The 20,313-nt window shown below is 55.0% G+C and carries 18 protein-coding genes and 1 tRNA gene; 15 read left to right on the top strand and 4 right to left on the bottom strand.

Annotated elements, in window-relative coordinates; genetic code table 11:
* Nucleotides 1-3: 3 nt before the first annotated feature.
* From MTX78_RS06790 to MTX78_RS06760, 7 genes are all read left to right on the top strand, one after another.
* Nucleotides 4-843, top strand: a complete 840-nt coding sequence (locus MTX78_RS06790) for an SAM hydrolase/SAM-dependent halogenase family protein (protein WP_243801085.1) — start codon at nucleotides 4-6, stop codon at nucleotides 841-843.
* A gap of 127 nt (nucleotides 844-970) precedes the next feature.
* Nucleotides 971-1,264, top strand: coding sequence for a putative quinol monooxygenase (locus MTX78_RS06785; protein ID WP_243801083.1), 294 nt, complete (start codon nucleotides 971-973; stop codon nucleotides 1,262-1,264).
* 162 nt (nucleotides 1,265-1,426) lie between these two features.
* Nucleotides 1,427-1,963 (top strand): Fe-S protein assembly co-chaperone HscB, encoded by a 537-nt coding sequence (gene hscB, locus MTX78_RS06780; RefSeq protein WP_243801082.1) that lies wholly within the window; start codon nucleotides 1,427-1,429, stop codon nucleotides 1,961-1,963.
* Between the two features lie 18 nt (nucleotides 1,964-1,981).
* Nucleotides 1,982-2,063, top strand: a tRNA-Leu gene (locus MTX78_RS06775).
* Between the two features lie 170 nt (nucleotides 2,064-2,233).
* The gene (locus MTX78_RS06770; RefSeq protein ID WP_243801080.1) at nucleotides 2,234-2,956 is read left to right on the top strand and encodes a M48 family metallopeptidase; all 723 of its coding nucleotides are present in this window, start codon (nucleotides 2,234-2,236) and stop codon (nucleotides 2,954-2,956) included.
* Nucleotides 2,957-3,426: 470 nt separating this feature from the next.
* The gene (locus MTX78_RS06765) at nucleotides 3,427-3,876 is read left to right on the top strand and encodes a hypothetical protein (RefSeq protein WP_243801078.1); all 450 of its coding nucleotides are present in this window, start codon (nucleotides 3,427-3,429) and stop codon (nucleotides 3,874-3,876) included.
* A 620-nt stretch (nucleotides 3,877-4,496) separates the two neighbouring features.
* Complete coding sequence (locus tag MTX78_RS06760) at nucleotides 4,497-5,354, top strand: S24 family peptidase (RefSeq protein ID WP_243801075.1); 858 nt, start codon at nucleotides 4,497-4,499, stop codon at nucleotides 5,352-5,354.
* Nucleotides 5,355-5,543: 189 nt separating this feature from the next.
* Here MTX78_RS06760 and MTX78_RS06755 read toward each other — a convergent pair whose 3' ends face one another.
* Complete coding sequence (locus MTX78_RS06755; RefSeq protein WP_243801073.1) at nucleotides 5,544-7,037, bottom strand: M28 family peptidase; 1,494 nt, start codon at nucleotides 7,035-7,037, stop codon at nucleotides 5,544-5,546.
* Nucleotides 7,038-7,537: 500 nt separating this feature from the next.
* Between MTX78_RS06755 and MTX78_RS06750 the strand changes: the two genes are divergently transcribed.
* From MTX78_RS06750 to MTX78_RS06720, 7 genes are all read left to right on the top strand, one after another.
* The gene (locus tag MTX78_RS06750; protein WP_243801072.1) at nucleotides 7,538-7,891 is read left to right on the top strand and encodes an S-adenosylmethionine decarboxylase family protein; all 354 of its coding nucleotides are present in this window, start codon (nucleotides 7,538-7,540) and stop codon (nucleotides 7,889-7,891) included.
* On the top strand, nucleotides 7,888-9,219 hold the full coding sequence (locus tag MTX78_RS06745; protein ID WP_317258934.1) for a DUF4178 domain-containing protein: 1,332 nt from the start codon (nucleotides 7,888-7,890) through the stop codon (nucleotides 9,217-9,219). Before MTX78_RS06750 ends, MTX78_RS06745 begins: the two co-directional genes overlap by 4 nt.
* A gap of 18 nt (nucleotides 9,220-9,237) precedes the next feature.
* Entirely contained in the window at nucleotides 9,238-9,429 is a 192-nt protein-coding gene (locus tag MTX78_RS06740) for a hypothetical protein (protein WP_243801071.1), read from the top strand.
* Between the two features lie 124 nt (nucleotides 9,430-9,553).
* Nucleotides 9,554-9,769 carry a DUF350 domain-containing protein gene (locus tag MTX78_RS06735; RefSeq protein ID WP_243801070.1) on the top strand — a complete coding sequence of 72 codons (216 nt, stop codon included), beginning with the start codon at nucleotides 9,554-9,556 and terminating at the stop codon, nucleotides 9,767-9,769.
* Nucleotides 9,762-11,357: a polyamine aminopropyltransferase gene (locus MTX78_RS06730; RefSeq protein ID WP_243801069.1), complete on the top strand. Its 1,596-nt coding sequence runs from the start codon at nucleotides 9,762-9,764 to the stop codon at nucleotides 11,355-11,357. Before MTX78_RS06735 ends, MTX78_RS06730 begins: the two co-directional genes overlap by 8 nt.
* A gap of 70 nt (nucleotides 11,358-11,427) precedes the next feature.
* Nucleotides 11,428-13,128, top strand: coding sequence for an FAD-dependent oxidoreductase (locus MTX78_RS06725; protein WP_243801068.1), 1,701 nt, complete (start codon nucleotides 11,428-11,430; stop codon nucleotides 13,126-13,128).
* Nucleotides 13,129-13,316: 188 nt separating this feature from the next.
* Nucleotides 13,317-14,381, top strand: a complete 1,065-nt coding sequence (locus MTX78_RS06720; protein WP_243801066.1) for a hypothetical protein — start codon at nucleotides 13,317-13,319, stop codon at nucleotides 14,379-14,381.
* A 33-nt stretch (nucleotides 14,382-14,414) separates the two neighbouring features.
* Here the strand turns inward: MTX78_RS06720 and MTX78_RS06715 are convergent, their stop codons facing one another.
* Both MTX78_RS06715 and MTX78_RS06710 read right to left on the bottom strand, forming a co-directional pair.
* Complete coding sequence (locus MTX78_RS06715; RefSeq protein ID WP_243801064.1) at nucleotides 14,415-15,326, bottom strand: DUF6929 family protein; 912 nt, start codon at nucleotides 15,324-15,326, stop codon at nucleotides 14,415-14,417.
* A 137-nt stretch (nucleotides 15,327-15,463) separates the two neighbouring features.
* Complete coding sequence (locus tag MTX78_RS06710; protein ID WP_243801062.1) at nucleotides 15,464-17,542, bottom strand: RICIN domain-containing protein; 2,079 nt, start codon at nucleotides 17,540-17,542, stop codon at nucleotides 15,464-15,466.
* A 733-nt stretch (nucleotides 17,543-18,275) separates the two neighbouring features.
* Here MTX78_RS06710 and MTX78_RS06705 point away from each other — a divergent pair.
* Nucleotides 18,276-18,491 (top strand): hypervirulence associated TUDOR domain-containing protein, encoded by a 216-nt coding sequence (locus tag MTX78_RS06705; protein ID WP_243801060.1) that lies wholly within the window; start codon nucleotides 18,276-18,278, stop codon nucleotides 18,489-18,491.
* 82 nt (nucleotides 18,492-18,573) lie between these two features.
* On the opposite strand, the gene MTX78_RS06700 is transcribed toward MTX78_RS06705, so the two are convergent.
* Entirely contained in the window at nucleotides 18,574-20,142 is a 1,569-nt protein-coding gene (locus tag MTX78_RS06700; RefSeq protein ID WP_243801052.1) for an amino acid permease, read from the bottom strand.
* Nucleotides 20,143-20,313: the final 171 nt, after the last annotated feature.

The following is a 20,313-nucleotide window of genomic DNA, read 5'->3' as shown; positions in this document are numbered from 1 at the left end:
GCAATGGGGTTGATTACGTTTCTGTCTGACTTCGGCTACCGCGACCATTACGTGGCGGCCGTGAAAGCGCGGATTCTGCAATTGCATGCAACAGTGCCCGTCCTTGACATCTCGCATGCTATTGAACCCTTTAACATCGCGCACGCCGTTCACGTTCTAAATGCGGTGTTTCGTGACTTTCCGCCGGGCACCGTCCACCTGATTGGTGTGAATGATTTAGGTGGTCCGCGCGCCGCCTGGCATGCGGCGCTCTATCAGCAGCATTATTTTGTAGCAGCCGATAATGGCTTGCTGGCTTTGCTTTGCGATGGGCAGCCCGAAGAACTAGTAAGCCTGGGCACGGCTGCGGGCCTCACCCCCTCTCCTACCCGCGACCTGCTGGCTCCTGCTGCCGTGCACCTAGCCCAAGGGGGCCGTCTCACCGACCTTGGCCCCACGACCACGCAACTCTACCAGTTGCTCAACCGCCAGGTCCGCCTCCAAGACAACCGTATCACGGGGCACGTGGTGCACGTCGATCATTACGGCAATCTTATCACCGATATCACCCGGCAAGCCGTGGAAGTGATAGGACGCAACCGGCCGTACACCATCCACTTCGCCCGCGAAACGGTCCGCGAAATTGCGGCTCACTTCCAAGCTGCCGACCCAGGGGAAGCCGTCTGTATTTTCAATAGTCAGGATCAGCTGTGCATCGGCATCAATCAAGGCAACGCGTCAGAACTCCTGGGTTTGCACTTCGACTCACAAGTGGATTTACGCTTCCCAACCGATGAGCAGCAGCAGACTCCTCTTCCTCCTAAGGCTGCGGAAAATTATAGTAATAGACCAGACAAAACCTGATTTAGAGCGCCTAAACTAGGTTTTCAGTCTTGTTTTATTATTATGTTAAGTAGAAATGAGAGGCAGGTTAACGCCTTGTTTCCTGCGCTTGTCCACCCCGATAAGGTAGTTTTTTAGCTCAACTCTTATGCTAATTCGAATCGTGCGCATGACTTTCAAGTCAGAGCATGTCCCCGCTTTTCTGAATATTTTTCGCAGTTCTGAAAGCCAGATTCGGCAGATGCCTGGCTGCTTATTTCTAGAGCTCTGGCAAGACGCCGATCAACCTGACGTCTATTGCACCCATAGTCACTGGGAGTCCAAGGATGCTTTGAATGCCTACCGTCGCTCAGAGCTGTTCGGGCAGGTATGGCCGGCTACAAAAGCGTTGTTTGCCGCCCCGGCCCAAGCCTTCTCGGTGCAGCAAGTAGCATCCGCATGACGATAGAGGCACCTACGTGCCTGCGTGTGCAGGATTAGAGGCCGGGGTTTAGTTTGTTCCACTCACCGGGTCGAGCTGGTGCGGTGCGTAACTGGCTTGCTGTTGTATGCTCTCACTCGTTGAAATCCCCAACCTTAATCGGCAAAGGCTGTATTGCTAGCTATGGACACCAACTATTTCAACTTTTACGACCTGCCCGAGAGCTTCCTGCCCGATGAAGCAGCGTTGAAGCGGCGCTACTACGCGCTAAGCCGGGAATACCACCCCGATTTTCATGCGACAGAGAGTGCCGAGCGGCAACAAGAAGTTCTGCGCTTGTCTACGCTCAACACCAATGCTTACCGCACACTGTCTAATCCTGACCTGCGCATGGCCTACATTTTAAGCGAACATGGGCTGCTGGAAGAAGGAAAACAGGAGCTACCATCAAATTTTTTGATGGAAGTAATGGACTTAAATGAGCAGATAATGGAGCTAGAATTCGAGCCTGATCCGGAGGCTACCAAGCGGGTCGAAGACGAGGTTAACGCCCTGACACAGACCTTAGATGCAGGCATCGAGCCCGTGCTGGTAGGATACCCCGGCCTCCCCCCTGATAGCCGCTCACAGGCCCTCCAGCAAATCCAGACATATTATTTGAAAAAGCGCTACCTGTTGCGCATTCGCGAAAGTCTAACTAAGTTTGCAGCCCGTTCATGAATAGCACGAACGAGTGAAGCCCAGATGGCGGAACCGGTAGACGCGTTGGTCTCAAACACCAATACCGCAAGGTGTGCCGGTTCGACTCCGGCTCTGGGTACTTTAATTTGATCAAGGAGAGTTGAAAACTTCTGTATTTGTTCGCAAATACTGTTTTCAGCTCTCCTTGTTCTTTTTCAGGCAAGGGAGTTGGCTTGTAACCGTGCAGGTGCTGACTTTGCTTACCAGCCAAGAAAGCACCAACCAGACGGCCTTACGCCGTCGATTCTTATGCCCCACGTACAGATAGGCGACTTACAGGTGGAAGTCGTGCGCAAGAACATCCAAAGCCTGCGCCTCACGGTGTACGCCCCCGACGGTCGGATTCGGGTAGCAGTGCCCACGCGCACTCCCCACGAGGCCGTTCAAGAGTTTGTAGTGGCCCGCCGCGCCTGGATTCGGAAGCACCAAGAGAAGTTTCAAGCGCGGGTACATCCGGCTGCCTTGGCTTTTGTTTCGGGCGAAACGCACTACTACCAGGGGAAAGGCTGCCTACTGCAGGTACACGAAACAACCGGGGTTCCCCAGGTAATTTATCGGGAAAGCCAGGTCTTGGACTTGTTTGTGCGAGAAGATAGCACGCCAGAACAACGCGAAAAGGTACTAGCGGCATGGTACCGCAAGCAACTGAAGGCGCAGTTGCCAGCTATGGTGGCGAAGTGGCAACAAGTGGTTGGCGTGCAGGTGAACGAGTGGGGCGTGAAGCAAATGAAAACCCGATGGGGTACGTGCAACATCCGAGCAAAGCGCATCTGGCTGAATTTAGAGCTAATCAAGCGCCCAACTACCTCGCTGGAGTATGTGGTAGCGCACGAGTTGGTGCATCTGCACGAACGGCTGCATAATGCCCGGTTCTGGCGGCTTATGGACCAGTTTATGCCGGGCTGGCAGATGCACCGAGAGGAGTTGAAGAAAGCCGTTACCGACTCTCCAATTCATTCAGACGCCTGCTGATTAGCTTACACTGCGTTGTTTATCGAATCTGCGGTTTTTATTGTACACACAAACGCTGCAGTTATATAGGTTCTATGTGCCTTTATTATGCTGACTACCAAGTATTAAAGCAGCATACACAAAAACATCTTACATATAATGCAGTAGCCCTAAGAAATATATTTACTTATTATTTTGTAATTTGTGCAACATTAACAGATATTTACATCGTTAATACTTGCACACATACTCTTATCCACTATGAGCAAACTAAGCGCATTTTTCACAGCTATACCTGACACTGCTGAGAAACAAACAAAGTTGCATTACGGACCATGGCGCTTCACATGGTGTAGGCCAACCATGTTTGCCACACTGGCACTGCAAGATGCTACTGTACTAGACAACGCTTACAATAAATTACGGCATAGTATTTTATGTGCAAATCTTGTTGTAAAAGCTGCACGATTTGTACGCTACCGCGAGAAGCTATGAGCGACTTTATGAGCTATTGGGGCGTGTTGGCTTCTATGCTGACCGCTACTTCAGCGGCGGTTCTGTATTTCATCAAAAGCTGGCGCGACGTAGAAGCGTTGAAAGAACATCGTCGAGCACAACAAACGCAGATTACTGCCTTGCTGGAGAAGGTTGATAACTACCACATAGCCGCGCTAGCGCGGGAGGTGAAACACAAGCAGGCCTTTGAAGCGAAACTACAGGAAGCCCGAACCGATACAGCACGTGAAGCGGCAGCAGGCCGGCGGGAGTCAGCTAATGCGATACTGCGCCTGAATGAGCGAGTAGAGGCACTGGACAAATTGCTTTCTGTTGCGGTGGAGCGGCAAAACCAATTGCTAGATTCGACTAGGCGGCAAGAAGTCCGCAACGAGCGGGTGGAAAAGATGCTGTGGCGCACCAACTCCAGGCTGAACGAGGAATAAGCTCCAACAAAACTTGATACACGCTGAAGCGGCAAGATGCTGCGCGGGCCACTGTGCCCTTACTCCTGTCGTGCAGATTCACTATTTCGCTTACACTACCATGGAACAAAGCCAGAAACTAACCCTGTGGGACCGGCTGAGGCTACCTACCCCCCGATTTTTTCGCAGGCTGCGGGCTATAGGAGCCACGCTGGGAGCTTTAGGCATGGTGCTCACCACCACGCAAGTACCGTTGCCAACTATTGTTGTAGTGATAGGAAGCTACCTAATTTTAGCTGGCTCAGTAGTGGCCGCTATTTCGTCTGTGGCAGTGGAGCCGGAAGCTGGTCCTGTTCATCAGCAGCCTTCTACTACAGACAATGCAGCACCTCAGCACACGCATTCCCCTATACAGTGAAGCATCTTCTTAGCATCACATACTTTCTTCACATTCCGCTACTACTACCCAAGCAGATTTCAAGAATAGCCGAGAGCAACTGATGTTACACACTATTGTTACCACAATTATTGCATACTACTAGCTATAGCGTTATCCTTACCGTCTAATGTTGAAAAATACCAGTTAGATCGACTGTTCTAAGTACTGACACAACACCTTTTACAACATAACTTTAAAAGAAATGGAGCTGCACGAACGATTCGCTGCTTTTATTGCCGATAAGGGTATCACCGTGAATCAACTGGCCAAGGAACTACAGTACGACCGGCCGGAAAAGTTATACTCTATTCTTCGCCAGCGCAACAAACCGAGCTACGAAACGCTGCTGGATATTCTCACGCGCTACCCCGAGCTAAGCGCGGAATGGCTGATCAGAGGCCAAGGCTCTATGTATATTAGCGCCGCTACAACAGATGTTGAAATAGAGGTGACTACCAACTTACCGTTGCGCACCGACAATGGACGGACTTTGGTGGTAACCACCGACACGCAAGGCAAGGAAAACATGTCGTTGGTGCCTATTCCGGCGCAGGCAGGCTACAGCCGGCAGTTCAGTGACCCCTCTTTTGTAGAGGACTTGGTGAAATTCACGATTCCAGGTTTCCCCATCCAAGGCGGACGGGCGTTTGAGGTGGAAAGTGACAGTATGATGCCCATCATCCGGCACAAAGACATGGTGTTGTGCAGCTACGTGGATAAGTGGACTAACCTAGCCCCCGGTTATCCTTACGTGGTGGTGATGGAGAACATGATTATGGTCAAACGCATCAATGCACCTATTCTGCACGCCAACGACGTAGTAGAGCTGCACTCCGACAACTCCCACTACCATGTACACCGAGTTAGGGCCGAGGATATCAAGGAAATATGGTTGGTGCGCGGCATTCTGACCTCGCAAATACCGGCCAACAACCGCGAGGTGCAGGACCGTCTCATTGAAATGGTTGGCTTTATGACCAATAACACCGAGCACCTGCAGATGATGACTATGGAAATGCTGCGCATGATCCGTGAGACGCAAGCTGTTGCAAAAAAGTAGTGTAGACTTTCAAATACGCTTATAAAGCAGCAGCGCGAGGATGGAACGGCATAATGTGCGTCTCATCCTCGCGCTGCTGCTTTACAGCCATACGCAAGAAGAACAAGCAAAAAAGCTGAAAACGGAAGCCTGTTTGCTTGTTCTTCTCTACCTGTTGGCAATCTAGTTAGCTTGTAACGCTCTATTCTTTTACCGCTCCAACTTGAAGCCCGGGTCTACTGATGGCCGGTTGTTTTGATTGGCCACGGCCCAGCCGGTTAGGTAAATCCAGCGGGTGACGCCGGCAAGCTTGGTGATATTAATGGCTTCCGGTTCGTCTTTGGGCGTGTGATAATCCTTGTGCAACAGGGTGGTGTAGCAAATAGAGGGAATGTTTAGGCGGGCGTACGACAAGTGGTCGGAGCGGAAATACCACCCCTCGGGGTGAGTTGGCTTGTCCCAGAGCGTATCGAGCTTGAACTTCGGGCTGGCTAGGTTGGCCGCCAGGGCGGTGGCTACCAGATCTTTTGAGTTGCGGTGCGGCGGCTGCGAACCGAGCAGAGCAGCACTATCTGGGGCATTGCGGCCTATCATTTCGGCGTTCAGCACGGCCACTATCGATTCTTTAGGTACCGTGGGGTTGGCGGCGTAGTAGCGCGACCCTAACAAGCCTCGCTCCTCGGCCCCATGATACACGAACAGCGCCGAACGACGCCCGGGCTTCTGCACGAAAGCTCGCCCGATGGCTAGCAAGGCGGCGCAACCAGTGGCGTTGTCGTCGGCGCCGTTCCAGATGGAGTCGCCAGCTACGATTTTGCGCACACCGTCGTGGTCTTGGTGCGTACTGAACAGCACGTTTTCGGCTTTCAACTTGGCATCGGTGCCGGGCACTTTGGCTACGATATTGACGGATGGGTAGCTGAAGCTTTCCACGTTGAGCGTAGCGGTGAGTTGCTGGCCGGGCTGGCGCACCCACGACAACGCGTCGGCGGGCAACCAAATGGTGGGCGCCTGTGCTACTACTTGCACGTTGGGGCCACCAGGCAAGTCATACCGGCCCCGCTCGTAACCAGTAGTCCACCGCTCGTAATAGTCTTGGGCTCGTGCGTCCGACACAAATACCACCGCTACGGCGCCGGCCTTTACCAATTCCGCCGACCGGTCGCGCATGGTACCGGTCAGGAAGCGCCGGTAGCTTAAGTCAGCCGGCCCGGTACCCGAGAAAAGAACAGCTATTGCCTTCCCTTTCACATCAACGTTCGCCATTTCGGCGGCGGTACCCGTGCCTACATATACCAATGGCGCATTCACCGAAGCAATGCCGGGCGCTAGAATCATGGCGTCCTGGCCGTGGGTTAGTTGGTAGGTGCCAATGCGCAGCGTGCTGTTTTTGGTGAGGCGCGTGCGTTGAATGTGAAAGAACTGGAAGTAAGTGCCATCGTCGCCAGCAGGTTGAAGGCCGCTGGCGCGCAGTTGCTCGGCTATCCACATGGAAGCTCGAAGTTCATCGAGCGTTCCGCCTTCGCGGCCGCGGAAATGGTTGCCGCCGATAGCGAACAAGTCGCGCTTGAGGTCGGCTTCTTTGATGCTAGCGCGCTTGTCGCCGCTAAAGGGGTTGCGCTGCGCGGAAGCTGCGCTGCCCACCAATAAAAGGGTACTCAAGCAGCCAGCGGTGGCTAAATGGGAAAGGAAATTTCTGGTCATGCAGGCAAAATAAGGTGCTTTAGCCTTTGCCGTACGCAACGGCTGGCATCTGGTTAAGTGGAAACACCACTCTATGGCTAGATAAACTGGACTGCCAGAAGCAAACAAGCTTGTTTACTCCAAGGGTTAAGAGTGACTAATCGGCTGTTCCTGATGTTGCCAACGTAGCCTTCGTGCTGAGCTTGCCGAAGCATCTTGCGTGTTGACGCAGGAATAGCACTTAGACATCTGCATGCGAGATGCTTCGGCTGCGCCTGCGCTCCGAATGACGGTCTTTTTTGAATTTAGAACTACTTTTTCATTGACTAACCGCACAACTCAATTCCTTGCGCTATTGAAACAAGGTGGTTAACGGTCTTCAAAGGCTTGAACAGCGAACAGACGCCGCTAAAGGCAAGTCCTGCAAGCTATAGCGTTGTTGGTTTTGGCGTTAGCGGCGCGCTGCGTACTATTGCTTTCCTGTTATCCGTCCAGCTTATGGACGCGCTGTTGTCTATTCTATGTCTTCTTATACTCCTGGTTTACACGTACTGGCTACGTTCACGGCGCCGGTACAACACTTGACTAACGCGGACGCCTGCCAGTCGTTTTTCAACGAGCAGATCCGGGCGTTGCAGCTCACCAAGGTGGGCGAAGTGTACCACACGTTTCCCAATGGCAGCTTCACGGCGGTAGTCGGCCTTACGGAGTCGCACTTGAGCGTGCACACCTGGCCGGAATACGGCCTAGCAACCTTTGATGTGTTCTTGTCGAACTTTCAGCGCGATAATTCGGCCACGGTGCGGCAGTTGTACGCGGAGACGCTACGCTTTTTCGAGGGCACCGAGCAAACCAAAACCGAGGTGCGCCGATGAGTGAAAATCTACCATCTACCGTGGCCCCGGCACAACTTGACTGCCCGAAATGCAACGCCTCCATCACGTATTTTGACGCTAAGAACAGCTCGTTCTACGTCTGCCCCAACTGCCGTACCTTCTTCGAATACGAAAACGAACGGCAACCCCGAGTTATGGGGGGCTTTAAAAAGGCACTTGTTGAACAACCGACTTTATTGCTTGGTGCGGTCGGTGCACTGTTTGGGAACACCTACTGTGTCGTCGGCTTTATACTGAAGCGCGAAGTGAGGTATCCTGCCCAATGGATGGAATACATGTTGCTGGACCAAGCCACCGGGACTTATGTGCAACTGGCCGTATTTGAGGGTCATTGGATGTTCGTAGAACCAGTGCAGGGTGGCTACAAAGTAGGCCGGCCCACATCGCGCAACGCCTACGTGTTCACCAACGACACCAATTATGCCCTCTACAACCGCTACCAACAACAAGTGCTGTACGCTATGGGCGAGTTCGACTGGAATATCTTCGACGACGAAAAGCTGAATATTTCCGAGTTCATTGCCCCGCCCTACATGCTGGTGCAGGAGCGCAATCCCCGAACCAAAAAATCAGAATGGTACAAAGCCACTTACGTGGAGCCAGCTGCTGTGCAGGCGGCCTTCAACTTGGAACCGCAACGAATGCCGTGGCGCCAAGGCGTGGGCGCCATTCAGCCAGCACCGGGCGAAGCCAGTTGGCCAGTCCTGATGTGGTTCTCATGGCTTATGGCCCTGATCATCGTCGTAACACAGGCGCTGTTTTTATTTGTAAAACCGCAACAAGAGTTGCTCAATCAGCAGTTTAGAAGTCAACCTACTACCCTAGACAACACCGTCACGGCCTCCGCCGCAGGCAGCAACAACGTTATCGTAACATCTTCCTTTGAGGTGAAGGGGCCGGCTGCTCTGGAGTTCGATTTACGCTCTTCACTCAGCAATCAGTGGCTGGAAATTCCAGTTTCGCTGGTAAACGAGAAAACCGGTCAAAGCTACGAATTCACGAAGAGCCTAGAGCATTACTTTGGTATCGAGGACGGCGAAAGCTGGAGCGAAGGCAGCGAGAATGATAACGCTACCCTAGCTGGCATCCCATCGGGCCGGTATCACCTCAACATCTACCCTACCACGGAGGCGGGTCTGGATTTGCCTATTAATCTAGTGGTAACGCAGAATACGCCGCTGCATTCCAATGCCATACTATTTCTGCTGATGCTAGCCATTTACCCGGGCATCCAGTTCTTCCGCCGCTACAACCACGAAAAAACCCGCTGGCTTAATAGCGACTATGGCCCACAAGAAGCAGAATAACCCTTACTCATACTGGTGATGAAACTCCTGCGCGATTTGAAAAGCATACGCTACTACGCGTTAGCAGCAGCCCTGGCTTACGGCACCTTCGTGTGGGCTGGCTTGCGGGGCACCCGCCTACTCGGTGACGACAACGAAAACACCGAAAACCTGAATGGCAATAGTAGCCACGGCGGCTCTGGTGGCCATGCCCGCTTCTATCATAAGTAAGATAGTGACCTTACGACTTACTGAGTCAGCTATCCAGCTCCTATTATCGGCACAACTTGAATAGCCAGTTCAAGAAGCTACTAAGCTGCTGAATCACGACTTCACTACCTCATCATTTCACCACATGGAATACCTTAACTTCAAGCTTATTGCCGCTTCCGTTATCTACTCGGTGTTGGGCATTGTTATTCTAGTTATCAGCTTTTATCTCTTCGAGAAGTTTACGCCGGGTACGCTACGCAAGGAAATTATGGAGGAGCATAACAACGCTTTTGCGTTGGTAAGCGCAGCTTTTATGATTGCCGTGGCCCTAATAATCAGCGCGGCAATTCATGGTTAAGGAGCCAGTACGCCGCACCGGGCGCAACACCGCTGCCGCAGCTTCAGGCACGCCGGCCCGACTGGCCGCTGTCGCTGTGGAAAGCCAGGCGGCGCTGTTATTGGGTTCGGTGTTCGTTATTGCCACCTGCGGCCTGATTTACGAGCTAATTGCCGGCACCCTGGCCTCGTACTTACTCGGCGACTCGGTCACGCAGTTTTCTACCATTATCGGGGCCTATCTGTTTTCGATGGGCATCGGGTCGTGGCTGTCGCGCTACTTGGGCGGCTCGTTGCTGAAGTGGTTTATTCGGCTGGAGATATTGGTGGGGCTGGTAGGCGGCTTTTCAGCGCCGCTGCTGTTTGTGCTGTTCGAGTACGTCACGTCGTTCCGCCTGATTCTGTACGCGCTGGTAGGCTTTACGGGAATTTTGGTAGGCCTGGAAATTCCGCTACTGATGCGGATTTTGGAGAACCGCTACGAGTTCAAGGACCTGGTGTCGCGGGTTTTCACTTTCGACTACATCGGGGCGCTGCTGGCGTCGCTGATTTTTCCGCTGGTGCTGGTACCGCAATTGGGGTTGATGCGGACTTCGCTGCTGTTTGGCGCGCTGAACGTGGTGGTGGCGGGCGTGGCCCTGTTTCGCTTCCGCGAAACACAACCCTACCGACGCAGTTTTGCGGGCGGGTTACTGGTGGCGCTGCTGGCTTTGGGAGCCACCTTCGCATATTCCGAGCGTATCCAGAGCTACACCGAAACGCTGGCGTTTCAGGACCAGGTAATTTACAGCAAGAGCACCGTATACCAGCGGCTGGTGCTCACCAAAAATAACCGCGAGCTGCGCCTCTTCCTCAACGGCAACCTGCAATTCAGCTCGCAGGACGAGTATCGCTACCACGAGGCGCTGGTGCACCCGCTGCTGCAAGGCCTACCCAACGCCCGCCGTATTCTTGTGCTCGGCGGCGGCGACGGCCTAGCTGTGCGGGAACTGCTAAAGTATCCGCGCCTCCAGCAGATTCGCCTCGTCGACCTCGACCCGGGCATGACCCAGCTCTTCCAGCACAACGAAATTCTGGTGCAACTCAACCAGCGCGCCTTGCTCGACCCCAAAGTGGAGGTTGTCAACGGCGACGCTTACCAGTGGATTCGGCAAGACACAACCCATTACGACGGCATTGTGGTGGACTTTCCGGACCCCGGCAACTACTCGATTGGCAAGCTCTACAGCACTGCTTTCTACCGGGCGTTGGAACAGCGACTAGCGCCTGGCGGCCGCGTAGTGGTGCAAAGCACGTCGCCTTACGTGGCGCGGCAGTCGTTTTGGTGCGTGGCGCACACGCTGGCGGCCGCTGGCTTTCAAATCATTCCGTACCATTGCTACGTGCCCTCTTTTGGGGAGTGGGGCTATGTGCTGGCGGGCCGCAACGCCCACTGGCGCCCCGATGCCAGCCCTTTACCTACCGGCCTCCGCTTCCTGACGCCCGCCACCCTGCGCCAAATGCTTTACTTCCCACCCGACATGGCCGAAGTACCAACCGAAATTAATCAGCTAAACAACCAAGCGCTGGTGCGCTATTTCGAGGAAGACTGGGGACCGTATTCGCATTGATTTACAACGATAATACTGTCCACACTTTAAGAGCACCCGCAGAGGGCACAGTGTTCTATACCGATACAGCATGGCTTTTAGAGCTAAAAAACTAGCCGCTAGTCCCCCTTCTCCTGATGAGAGAGGGCTAGGGGGTGAGGTCCCGCGGCGCACGTTTCTGCAACGGGCCGGCTTGGGCTTGGCCGGGGTACTGCTAGCCCCAACCAGCCTGCTGGAATCGTGCACGCCGGGCACGGCGCAGGCCCACGTCCAGGGGGCGCTGCACGGCGCCAACCATGCTACTGGCCATTTGCTACGACAACCCGGAAAGCTGCCGACTCCCACCCGCACCGTGCGCACCGAGGTGCTCATCATCGGCGGAGGCGTGGCCGGTCTTGCCGCACGGCGGGAGCTGCATCAACAAGGCCAACCCGATACGCTGCTGCTAGAGCTGGACGAGCGTGTGGGCGGCAATGCCTCCGCCGGTCAAAACCAGGTTTCCGCCTATCCGTGGGGCGCCCACTACCTCCCCATCCCGGATTCTGGCAACAGTAAGCTGCTCGCTTTCCTACGGGAATCGGGGGTGATAACTGATTTTACGCCGGATACCGGCTTGCCTATTTACAACGAGTACTACCTCTGCCACGACCCCGAGGAGCGCCTTAACATCCACGGGCATTGGCAGCAGGGTCTGGTGCCAGATGCTGGCGTACCAGCCGCCGACCGCGCCGAAATAGCCCGGTTTTTCAAGCTAATCGAGGATCTGAAGCAAGCCCGCGGCCAGGATGGCAAAGAGGTGTTTGCCATTCCTCTCGAGTATTCTTCCGCTGACCCCACCTACCGCCAGCTCGACACCATTTCCTTCGCCGACTATCTCACGCAGCAGGGCTACGCTTCCACCTATCTGCGCTGGTACCTCGACTACGGCTGCCGCGACGACTACGGCGCGCCAGCCGCTGCGGTGTCGGCGTGGGCGGGGCTGCACTACTTTGCCGCTCGCAAAGGCCGCGCTCACAATGCCAGCGCTTCGGACGTTCTAACCTGGCCCGAAGGCAACAACTTTCTGATCGAGCAATTGCGCCAACAGGCTTCCGCCCCCATCAGCACGGGCATGGTGGCCTATCAGCTGCGCGAAACTGCCACGGGACTAGATGTGCTAGCGTATGATGTAGCCACCCAACAAACCGTGCGCGTAGAGGCCCGACAGGTGCTGCTGGCTACGCCGCAGTTCGTTACCCAACGGCTGCTGGCCGGCCTAACCGATGCTCCTAGCGCCAGCCTGTCACCTTACTATGCCCCGTGGGTGGTAGCAAATCTCACCGTCGATGGCCTACCGCAGGGCCCCGGCCAGCCCCTGTGTTGGGACAATGTGCGCTACGGCAGCACGTCGGTGGGCTACGTAAATGCCAACCATCAAAACCTAAGCCTACGCTCCGACGCGTCCAAGGTCATAACCATGTACTGGCCGCTGTGCGACGAGCCACCCGAAGCTGCCCGGCGCCGCGCCTACCAAACCAGCTACGACGAATGGCTGAAACGCCTGCTCGCGGAGCTGGAAATTATGCACCCCGGCGTCACGCCCCACGTTCAGCGGGCCGATGTATGGGTGTGGGGCCACGGCATGGTAGCACCCACGCCCGGCTACCTATGGGGCCCTGGCCGAGCGGCGGCGGCACAGCCCTGGCGCAACAAGCTGTTTTTCGCCCACACCGACCTCAGCGGTATTTCTATCTTCGAGGAAGGATTCCACCAAGGCATACGGGCAGCCCACGAAATGCTGACAGTAGCCTAGCTGGCAAGAATGCCCTTGTCATTCCGACGCAGGAGGAATCTAAGTTGAATTGTTCAACGGCTTCACCCAGATTCCTCCTGCGTCGGAACAACAGTTTCTAGCTAGATATTGCCTGTGCCTTCTGGCGGGCCAAAGCTCGGTTACTTTATATCAGTTTTAGACGTTAATTCATTTAGCAACTACTTTTCGTGCTCCTCTCCCATTCCACTCAGCCTTGGATTCGCTCTGCCCGCTTCGATGGGGCGTTTATCTTGTTGCCGCCGTTTCTGGCGCTGCTGGTGGTGCTGGCACTGCCGGCGCAATTCCGTACCACGTCCCACATGCCGCTTTGGGGATGGGTGATTCTGGTTGTGCTGATTGATGTGGCGCACGTGTACAGTACCCTGTTCCGCACGTATTTCGACCCGGTGCGGCGCCGTCAGTTTCGGTTGTTGCTGTGGCTGGTGCCGCTGGCCTGCTACGCGGCGGGCGTGGCGCTGCACTATGCCGGAAGCTTGCTGTTTTGGCGGGTGCTGGCGTATCTGGCGGTTTTTCATTTCATCCGGCAGCAATACGGATTCCAGCGCCTGTACTCCCGCCACGAAGCCCCTACCCCCGGCGCCCGTACCCTCGATACGCTGCTGATTTATTACGCCACGCTCTACCCGTTGCTATACTGGCATCTTTCGCCACCGCGCAATTTCAACTGGTTTATCGATGGCGACTTTGTACAACACGATTTCCCTCTTGGCCGACTGGTAGCCACGGTAGCGTATGTCGGCTTGATTGGGGCCTATCTGCTCAAGGAAACCCAACTCTGGCAGCGCACCCGCACCTTCAATCTGCCGCGGAATTTGTTGATGGCTGGCACACTGGTGTCGTGGTACTTCGGCATTGTGCAGTTCAACGGTGACCTAGCGTTTACCTTGCTTAATGTAGTAGCGCACGGTATTCCCTACTTGGCTTTGGTATGGACTACCAGTCAGCCTAGCTCCACAGCGCATCCTGCCGCCCGCGCAGGGTACTGGTGGTCGGGGCGCTACGGCTGGTTGTTGTTCTTAGGTGTTTTGTTCGGGTTGGCCTACGCCGAAGAAGGCTTTTGGGACGGCCTCGTATGGCGCGAGCATGGCACGGTGTTCCACTGGTTTCAAAATCTCCCCTCCGTAGCCAGCGCACCGTTGCTGCTAACCTTGCTGGTACCCCTACTAGCCCTCCCCCAAATGACACACTACGTATTAGACGGCTTTATTTGGCGCCGCGCCAAAGCAAAATAAAGCGCTAGCGGCTGGTTGCTAAGCAATAGCAACTCATACCGTCACGTCCACCAGCACTGCCGTAGAGCCACCCTGGTCGTCGTCAGTGACGAGCAGCAGCTCGTAGCGGCTCGCTGCCAAACGCCGCCGAATAGCTACGCTTTCCACTTTTCCGGTGTAGGGTTTGCCGCCGGCGAGTTGCAGCTGTGCAAAGGTCACCGGCTTGTTGGCGGATTGGTCGAGGTCGAGCAAGCCAACAAAGCTTCCTAATACCTCACCGTCCAGAATGGCATCAGCGGTGTCTTCCACGGAAGCCGTTACAAACAGTTTGTCCTCGTAGGTGCAAGCACCCGAGAAGCCGGCTGGTTTGCCCTTGATGTTGGGCAGTTGAAAAAGCTGTGGCCGCACCGTTGGCAATTGCGTGGCGCGGTGATGCAGAAAGTCGAGCGTGGGGGCCAAGGGCATTCGGAATACCAAGTTGCCAGCCGTTGAACCAACCGTGCGCTGGAACAACAGCAATTCGGTATCGGTAGTAGCAGCCGCCTCCAAGTTGAGAGTCGCACCAGCCGGCAGCAGGGTCCTTAGCTGCGCATATAGGCCGCTTAACGATACGGGGTGCACAGTGGCCGCCTCTCCTTGCGCGGGGGAAAGCGGCACCCAAAAGCCATTCTCCCGCGCTGCCGTAGCCCCGGATCCAAAGGCCAACAGCCCCATTTCACCGGTGCTCGTTGTGAGGGCCGTCAGGCATTCCAAGTCGGCTTTGATGGCTTTGTCTATGCGGCCGGAACTGAAATGCGCGGTTTCAAACAGGGTCAGCGGCTTGCCGGGCACCAAGTCGGTGGCCGTAAACCGATACAGGTACGGCGAGTCGTCGCCAATGATGTACACCGTCTCCCCCACAATTTCTACCCCGGAAGCCGATGGCAGATTAGGTAAATCAAGCTGACGCAGAATAGTGGCACGCATGGCTGATGGTTGATTACGGGTTGCTGATGGCTGATTGCTCGCTATTCATAGACTACAACTTAAGACCTCTCGTGTAGCCGTTTGAGGTTAAGCACAACCGTCAACAACTAACAATCAGCCATCAACAACCAAACTGCTTACTTCACAATGGTGAATTCTACGCGTCGGTTGAGGCGGCGAGTTTCTTCTCTTTCATTGCTGGCGCGGGGCTTCGTTCCTCCGTACCCTACAATACTGAGCCTGTTTTCGGGGACGCCTCGCATCACCAAGTAACGGCGAACTTCCTGCACTCGCTCTTCAGAAAGCTTTTGGTTTAGCCCTGCATTCCCTTGGTTGTCGGTGTGGCCTTCCAGCCGGATGTTCACGGTAGGGTTGTCGGCAAGGGTGCGGGCCAAACGGTTCAGTTCGGCGTACGATCCTTGGAGCAGCGTGTACTTCCCCTGCGCAAAAATCAGCGTGGGCAGTTCCAGACTCGACCCCACAGCGGCGGGCACCAGCAGCAGGTCGAGCGTACGTGACCCGCTCATGCTAACGGTATCGGTAGCATTAAGGAAGGTAGCACTGCTGCCCAGAACCCGGTAGCGGCCGGGAGGCAGCGTAAACTGGTAGGAACCCGTACCCGGTAGGCTCCGGGCGGTAGCGTTGAAAACCAGATTATTATCCAGTCGAACCACTTTTACCTCGGCCGATAGTGGTTGGCGCGTCTTAGCATTTAGCACCCGGCCTGTGAGCAGGGCCCGGGGCACTACCACCGGAGCCGGCACTACCACCGGATTTGGGATGGTGGCTACTGGGGTAGTGGAATCGGCGGGCTCCACCGTCCGCATGACTTTGGTAGCCGTCCGATACAGATCAGCAGGGCCATCCGGCGTGCGCGACGAGGCATAATATGCCTGTTCGCCATCCGGCGTCAAGGTAAGGTAGGCATCAAATCCTGGCCCGTTGAGTGGGGCTCCAAGGTTGCGCGGCACGCTCCATTGCGTCCAGGACTCATCGAGCCGGGTACTAACGAAGATGTCGGAACTGCCGTAGCCGGCATGGCCATAGGAACTGAAGTACAAGGTTTTGCCGTCGGGGCTCAGCCAAGGAGCAAATTCAAAGCCCGGTGAGTTCACCACGTTGCCTAGGCTTCGCGGCTCGGTCCACGTACCGCTTCCGGTTGGCGTACTAAGGTAAAGGTCATTGCCGCCCTGCGTGTCGGCGCGCTCCAACGACAGCAACAGCACCTTTTCATCGGGCGTCATGAAGAACGTGGTAGACGGCCCGGTGGAATAGTAATTCTGAATAGCAAGAGGGACAGGGCGGGTGTTTTTGCCCGCCGTCCGCGGAATAGTGGATAGGCCTTCGTCGCGGAAGCTGCCGTCTCGCTCGTAGGTCCCGCGCACGACTAACGTGTTGCCCTGCGGCCCCACGGTTGCCATAACCGCATTATTCTGGGTTGTGTTGAGGGCGTCAAACCGCGTAGGCATGCCCCATGTGCGGCCCCGGTCCGTGGAATTGCTCACCCATATATCCCCCGACTCGGTATTGCCGCCCATGTTGGCGGAATACCGGGTGCGGGCGAAAAACAACGAGCCACCATCGGGCGCTAACACCGGGTGCAGTTCGTTGCCAGCAGTGGTGTTGAGGCTGGGCAATGCCTGTGGCACCCCAAACCCCGGCAGGCTGGGGTCAACATTTAGGCGCAGTTCAAACAGGCGCCACTGTTGCGTTGCGCGGCTCTGCGGCACTTGCAGCACGGCGGGCGTACCATTGAACTTGTCGGAGTTGGCAATGGCCGCACACTTGTCGTTGCCCCGAACTACCAATTGCACGCTTCCAATTGGCCCGGCCGGCACTAGCTTCCACTGCTGATAAAAGCTTCCCGTCCAGGGGCGCTGTACCAAGGGGGCGTTGTCGTCGGGTTTATCTACGGTTAGGCACTTGCCGCTGTGCCGGGCTTCAATGCGGTAGTACTCGCCCCCAGGGACTACGGGCACGAAACGCCATTGCTGGGAAGCCGGGTGGGTGAACTCCCATTGTACTACTGCCGAGCCGGCTTCCTGAGAAGCTCCTTGTACCTCCAAGGATCGGCCGCTGCTGCGCGCCACAATACCGTACCAACTGTTTTCATCAGGAACCGGGGCGGTTGGCTGCGCCCACAACGGACCAGCACTCAACACTACCCCCAACCAACAAAGTAACAGTGGTAAATAACGGGAACGGAAATACAGCATGGGCAACTAAACGCAAGGTTTGGGCAGCAAGTTAGCCCAAAACCTTGCGCTCTGTGCACACCAAGCGCCGCGCCTCTCCTAGAGCGACGCGGCGCTTAGCAAACTATTGTGGTAAGGAAGCTCCTCTACTGAGGGTTGTGAATGTACTTGAAACGCACGAAACGGTCGTTTTCGTAGATGGCGGTGAAGTGGCCGCTGCTTTGCACTTTCACTTCTTGTTTGCGCTCTGACTTGGTAGTAGCCATGGGTACAGAAGGATAAGAACCAGGAGTTGTGCCTGGCACATGTACAATGAAAGAGAGGATTTTCGAAGGCATCGTTTGTTTTCGTTTTGGTGTGAATCAGGCCTTGGGCACGCTTCTAGCAATACTATTTCAAGTCTGTTTGAGATGGACCTAAGACATGTTTGCCTTGAGCGCACAGTTCATGTTCCAAATGTAACGATATTTCTATTTGATAGAACGATGGCGATGTACATTTTTTCATGAAAAAAATAGAATAGTTTATACTATATACTTACAGACCTGTTTTCGCGGTTTTTTAAAGGGATAGCACTGCATATGTACTACACTTTTTGCAGGGCATCCGTTTCCTTGCCCCGACAGTACGGAGTAAGCTTAGTGAAACATGTGGTGCCCGTAACGGGAGAACCTAAGCCGTTGTAAAACAGTAAAAAGGTTGCTGGCCGCCTGACTAGCTTACTCTTTCATTCACTGCTCCACCTTCCCCACTTATGCGTAAAGGCACCACTGTCACTTGGAAATACGGCACCGGTACGGCAACCGGCAAGATCGAAGAAACACACAAAGAATCTGTCACGCGCAAGCTTAAGGGTTCAGACATCACGCGCAACGGCACCCCCGAAAACCCAGCTTTTGTAATTGTGCAAGACAACGGCGACCGGGTGATTAAGCTGCAAAGTGAGGTCACGGCCTCAACCAAAAAGTAGCCTTTTCAAAGACCTACCAAACAAAGACCCCGCCGGTTAGCCGGCGGGGTCTTTGTTTGGTAGGTCTTTGAAGCGCGGTGCGTTATTCTTTGATGAACGCTTGCTCTTCCATTTCTCTCGGCACTACCACAATGCCTTGCTGCAGCTTGGAGTTTTTACGGCCATAGAGGAAGTACACCACAAAGCCGAGCAACATCCAGAATAGGGCCAGCTTCAGGGTATCTGCGTCCAGAGCTAGAATCATCAGCATGCAGATACCTGCGCCCAGGAACGGTACCAATGGGAAGGAAGCCGTGGAGAGCGGCGAACGGAACGGACGCACTGTATCCGGATCGGAGCGGCGCATCAGCCACACCCCGATAGAAACCAGCACGAACGCCAACAGGGTACCGAAGGAAGTGAGGTCACCAGCCAGGGAGCCTGGCACGAATCCGGCAAAAGCGCCTACAAACACCAGCAGCGCCAGGTTCGACTTGTAGGGCGTGTTGAACTTAGGATGCAGCTCCGAAAAAGCCTTCGGCATCAACCCGTCGTTGGCCATCGAGAAGAACACGCGGCTCTGGCCCATAAGCATCACCAGAATTACCGACGAGAAACCAGCCAGAATAGCCACCGTTACGGCTGTTGACAGCCACTCATAACCGGGCATGTGCTCTTTAATAGCATACGTCACGGAAGCTTCGCCGCCCTTGGCTGGGTCGGCAAACTCGCGCCAGTTGGCCACACCCGTCAGCACGTGTCCGAACAGGATGTAGAGGACGGTGCACACGGCCAACGAACCAAGGATACCGATGGGCATGTCGCGCTTGGGGTTTTTGGCTTCCTGCGCTGCCGTACTTACGGCATCAAACCCAATGAAAGCGAAGAACACAATGGCTGCGCCACCCAGGATACCGCCCCAGCCGTGCTTGTTCCAGGCCGAGTATTCGCGCACCACGGTGCCAGCAGCGTTCCGAACTGGCTCTGCATTTTCTGGAATCAGATAGGGCGTGTGGTTAGCAGGCTCAATGAACTGCCAGCCTACTGCAATGAATATCAACACGATGGCCACTTTCACTACCACGATAATTGCGTTGAAGGTAGCAGACTCTTGCGTGCCCTTGATGAGCAGCAAGCTGAGCATGATGATGATAAGCAAAGCGGGCAGGTTGATAAGGCCGTGCACGGTCACACCGTTCACAACAGCCTGCTCGAAAGGCGAGTGGCACAGATTATAGGGTATCTGCATCCCAAAGACCTCTAAGAGCTTATTCAGGTATTCACTCCAGGCAATGGATACGGTGGCTGCACCCAACGCGTATTCCATGATGAGTGCCCACCCAATAACCCAGGCAATGAACTCGCCCATGGTGGTATAGGCGTAGGTGTAGGCCGAGCCCGCAATTGGAATCATGGCGGCAAACTCGGCGTAGCAAAGGCCCGCAAAGGCACAGCCGATAGCCGCCACAATGAAGGCCAGCGTAACTCCGGGCCCGGAGGCCTGCGCAGCCGCAGCGGCAGTACGAACAAACAGACCGGCTCCAATGATAGCGCCTACACCGAGTGCTACCAGGTTGCCGGCCCCCAACGTCCGCTGAAGCGTGCCGTGGCCGGAGGAGTTGGCTTCACCCAAGAGCTGAGCCAGAGGTTTTTTGGCGAAAATACTTGCCATATAAAGTTGAGAAGAGAGGAAAGAAAGTGAGTTGGTAGTCGAGTGAGAAAATACCGCTTCCGGTCAGCTGTCCGGCCCCGAATATAGGCGTTTATTGGATTCGTCCGCTTCAGGTAGGTGATTGTCCTACTCTTAACTACTCGAATTAAACCTAATCAACGGAAGCCCCTC

Source organism: Hymenobacter tibetensis, from assembly GCF_022827545.1.
Taxonomy (GTDB): Bacteria; Bacteroidota; Bacteroidia; order Cytophagales; family Hymenobacteraceae; genus Hymenobacter; species Hymenobacter tibetensis.
The sequence above is the reverse complement of the archived record's forward strand: the minus strand, read 5'-3'. Positions and strand labels throughout refer to the sequence as shown.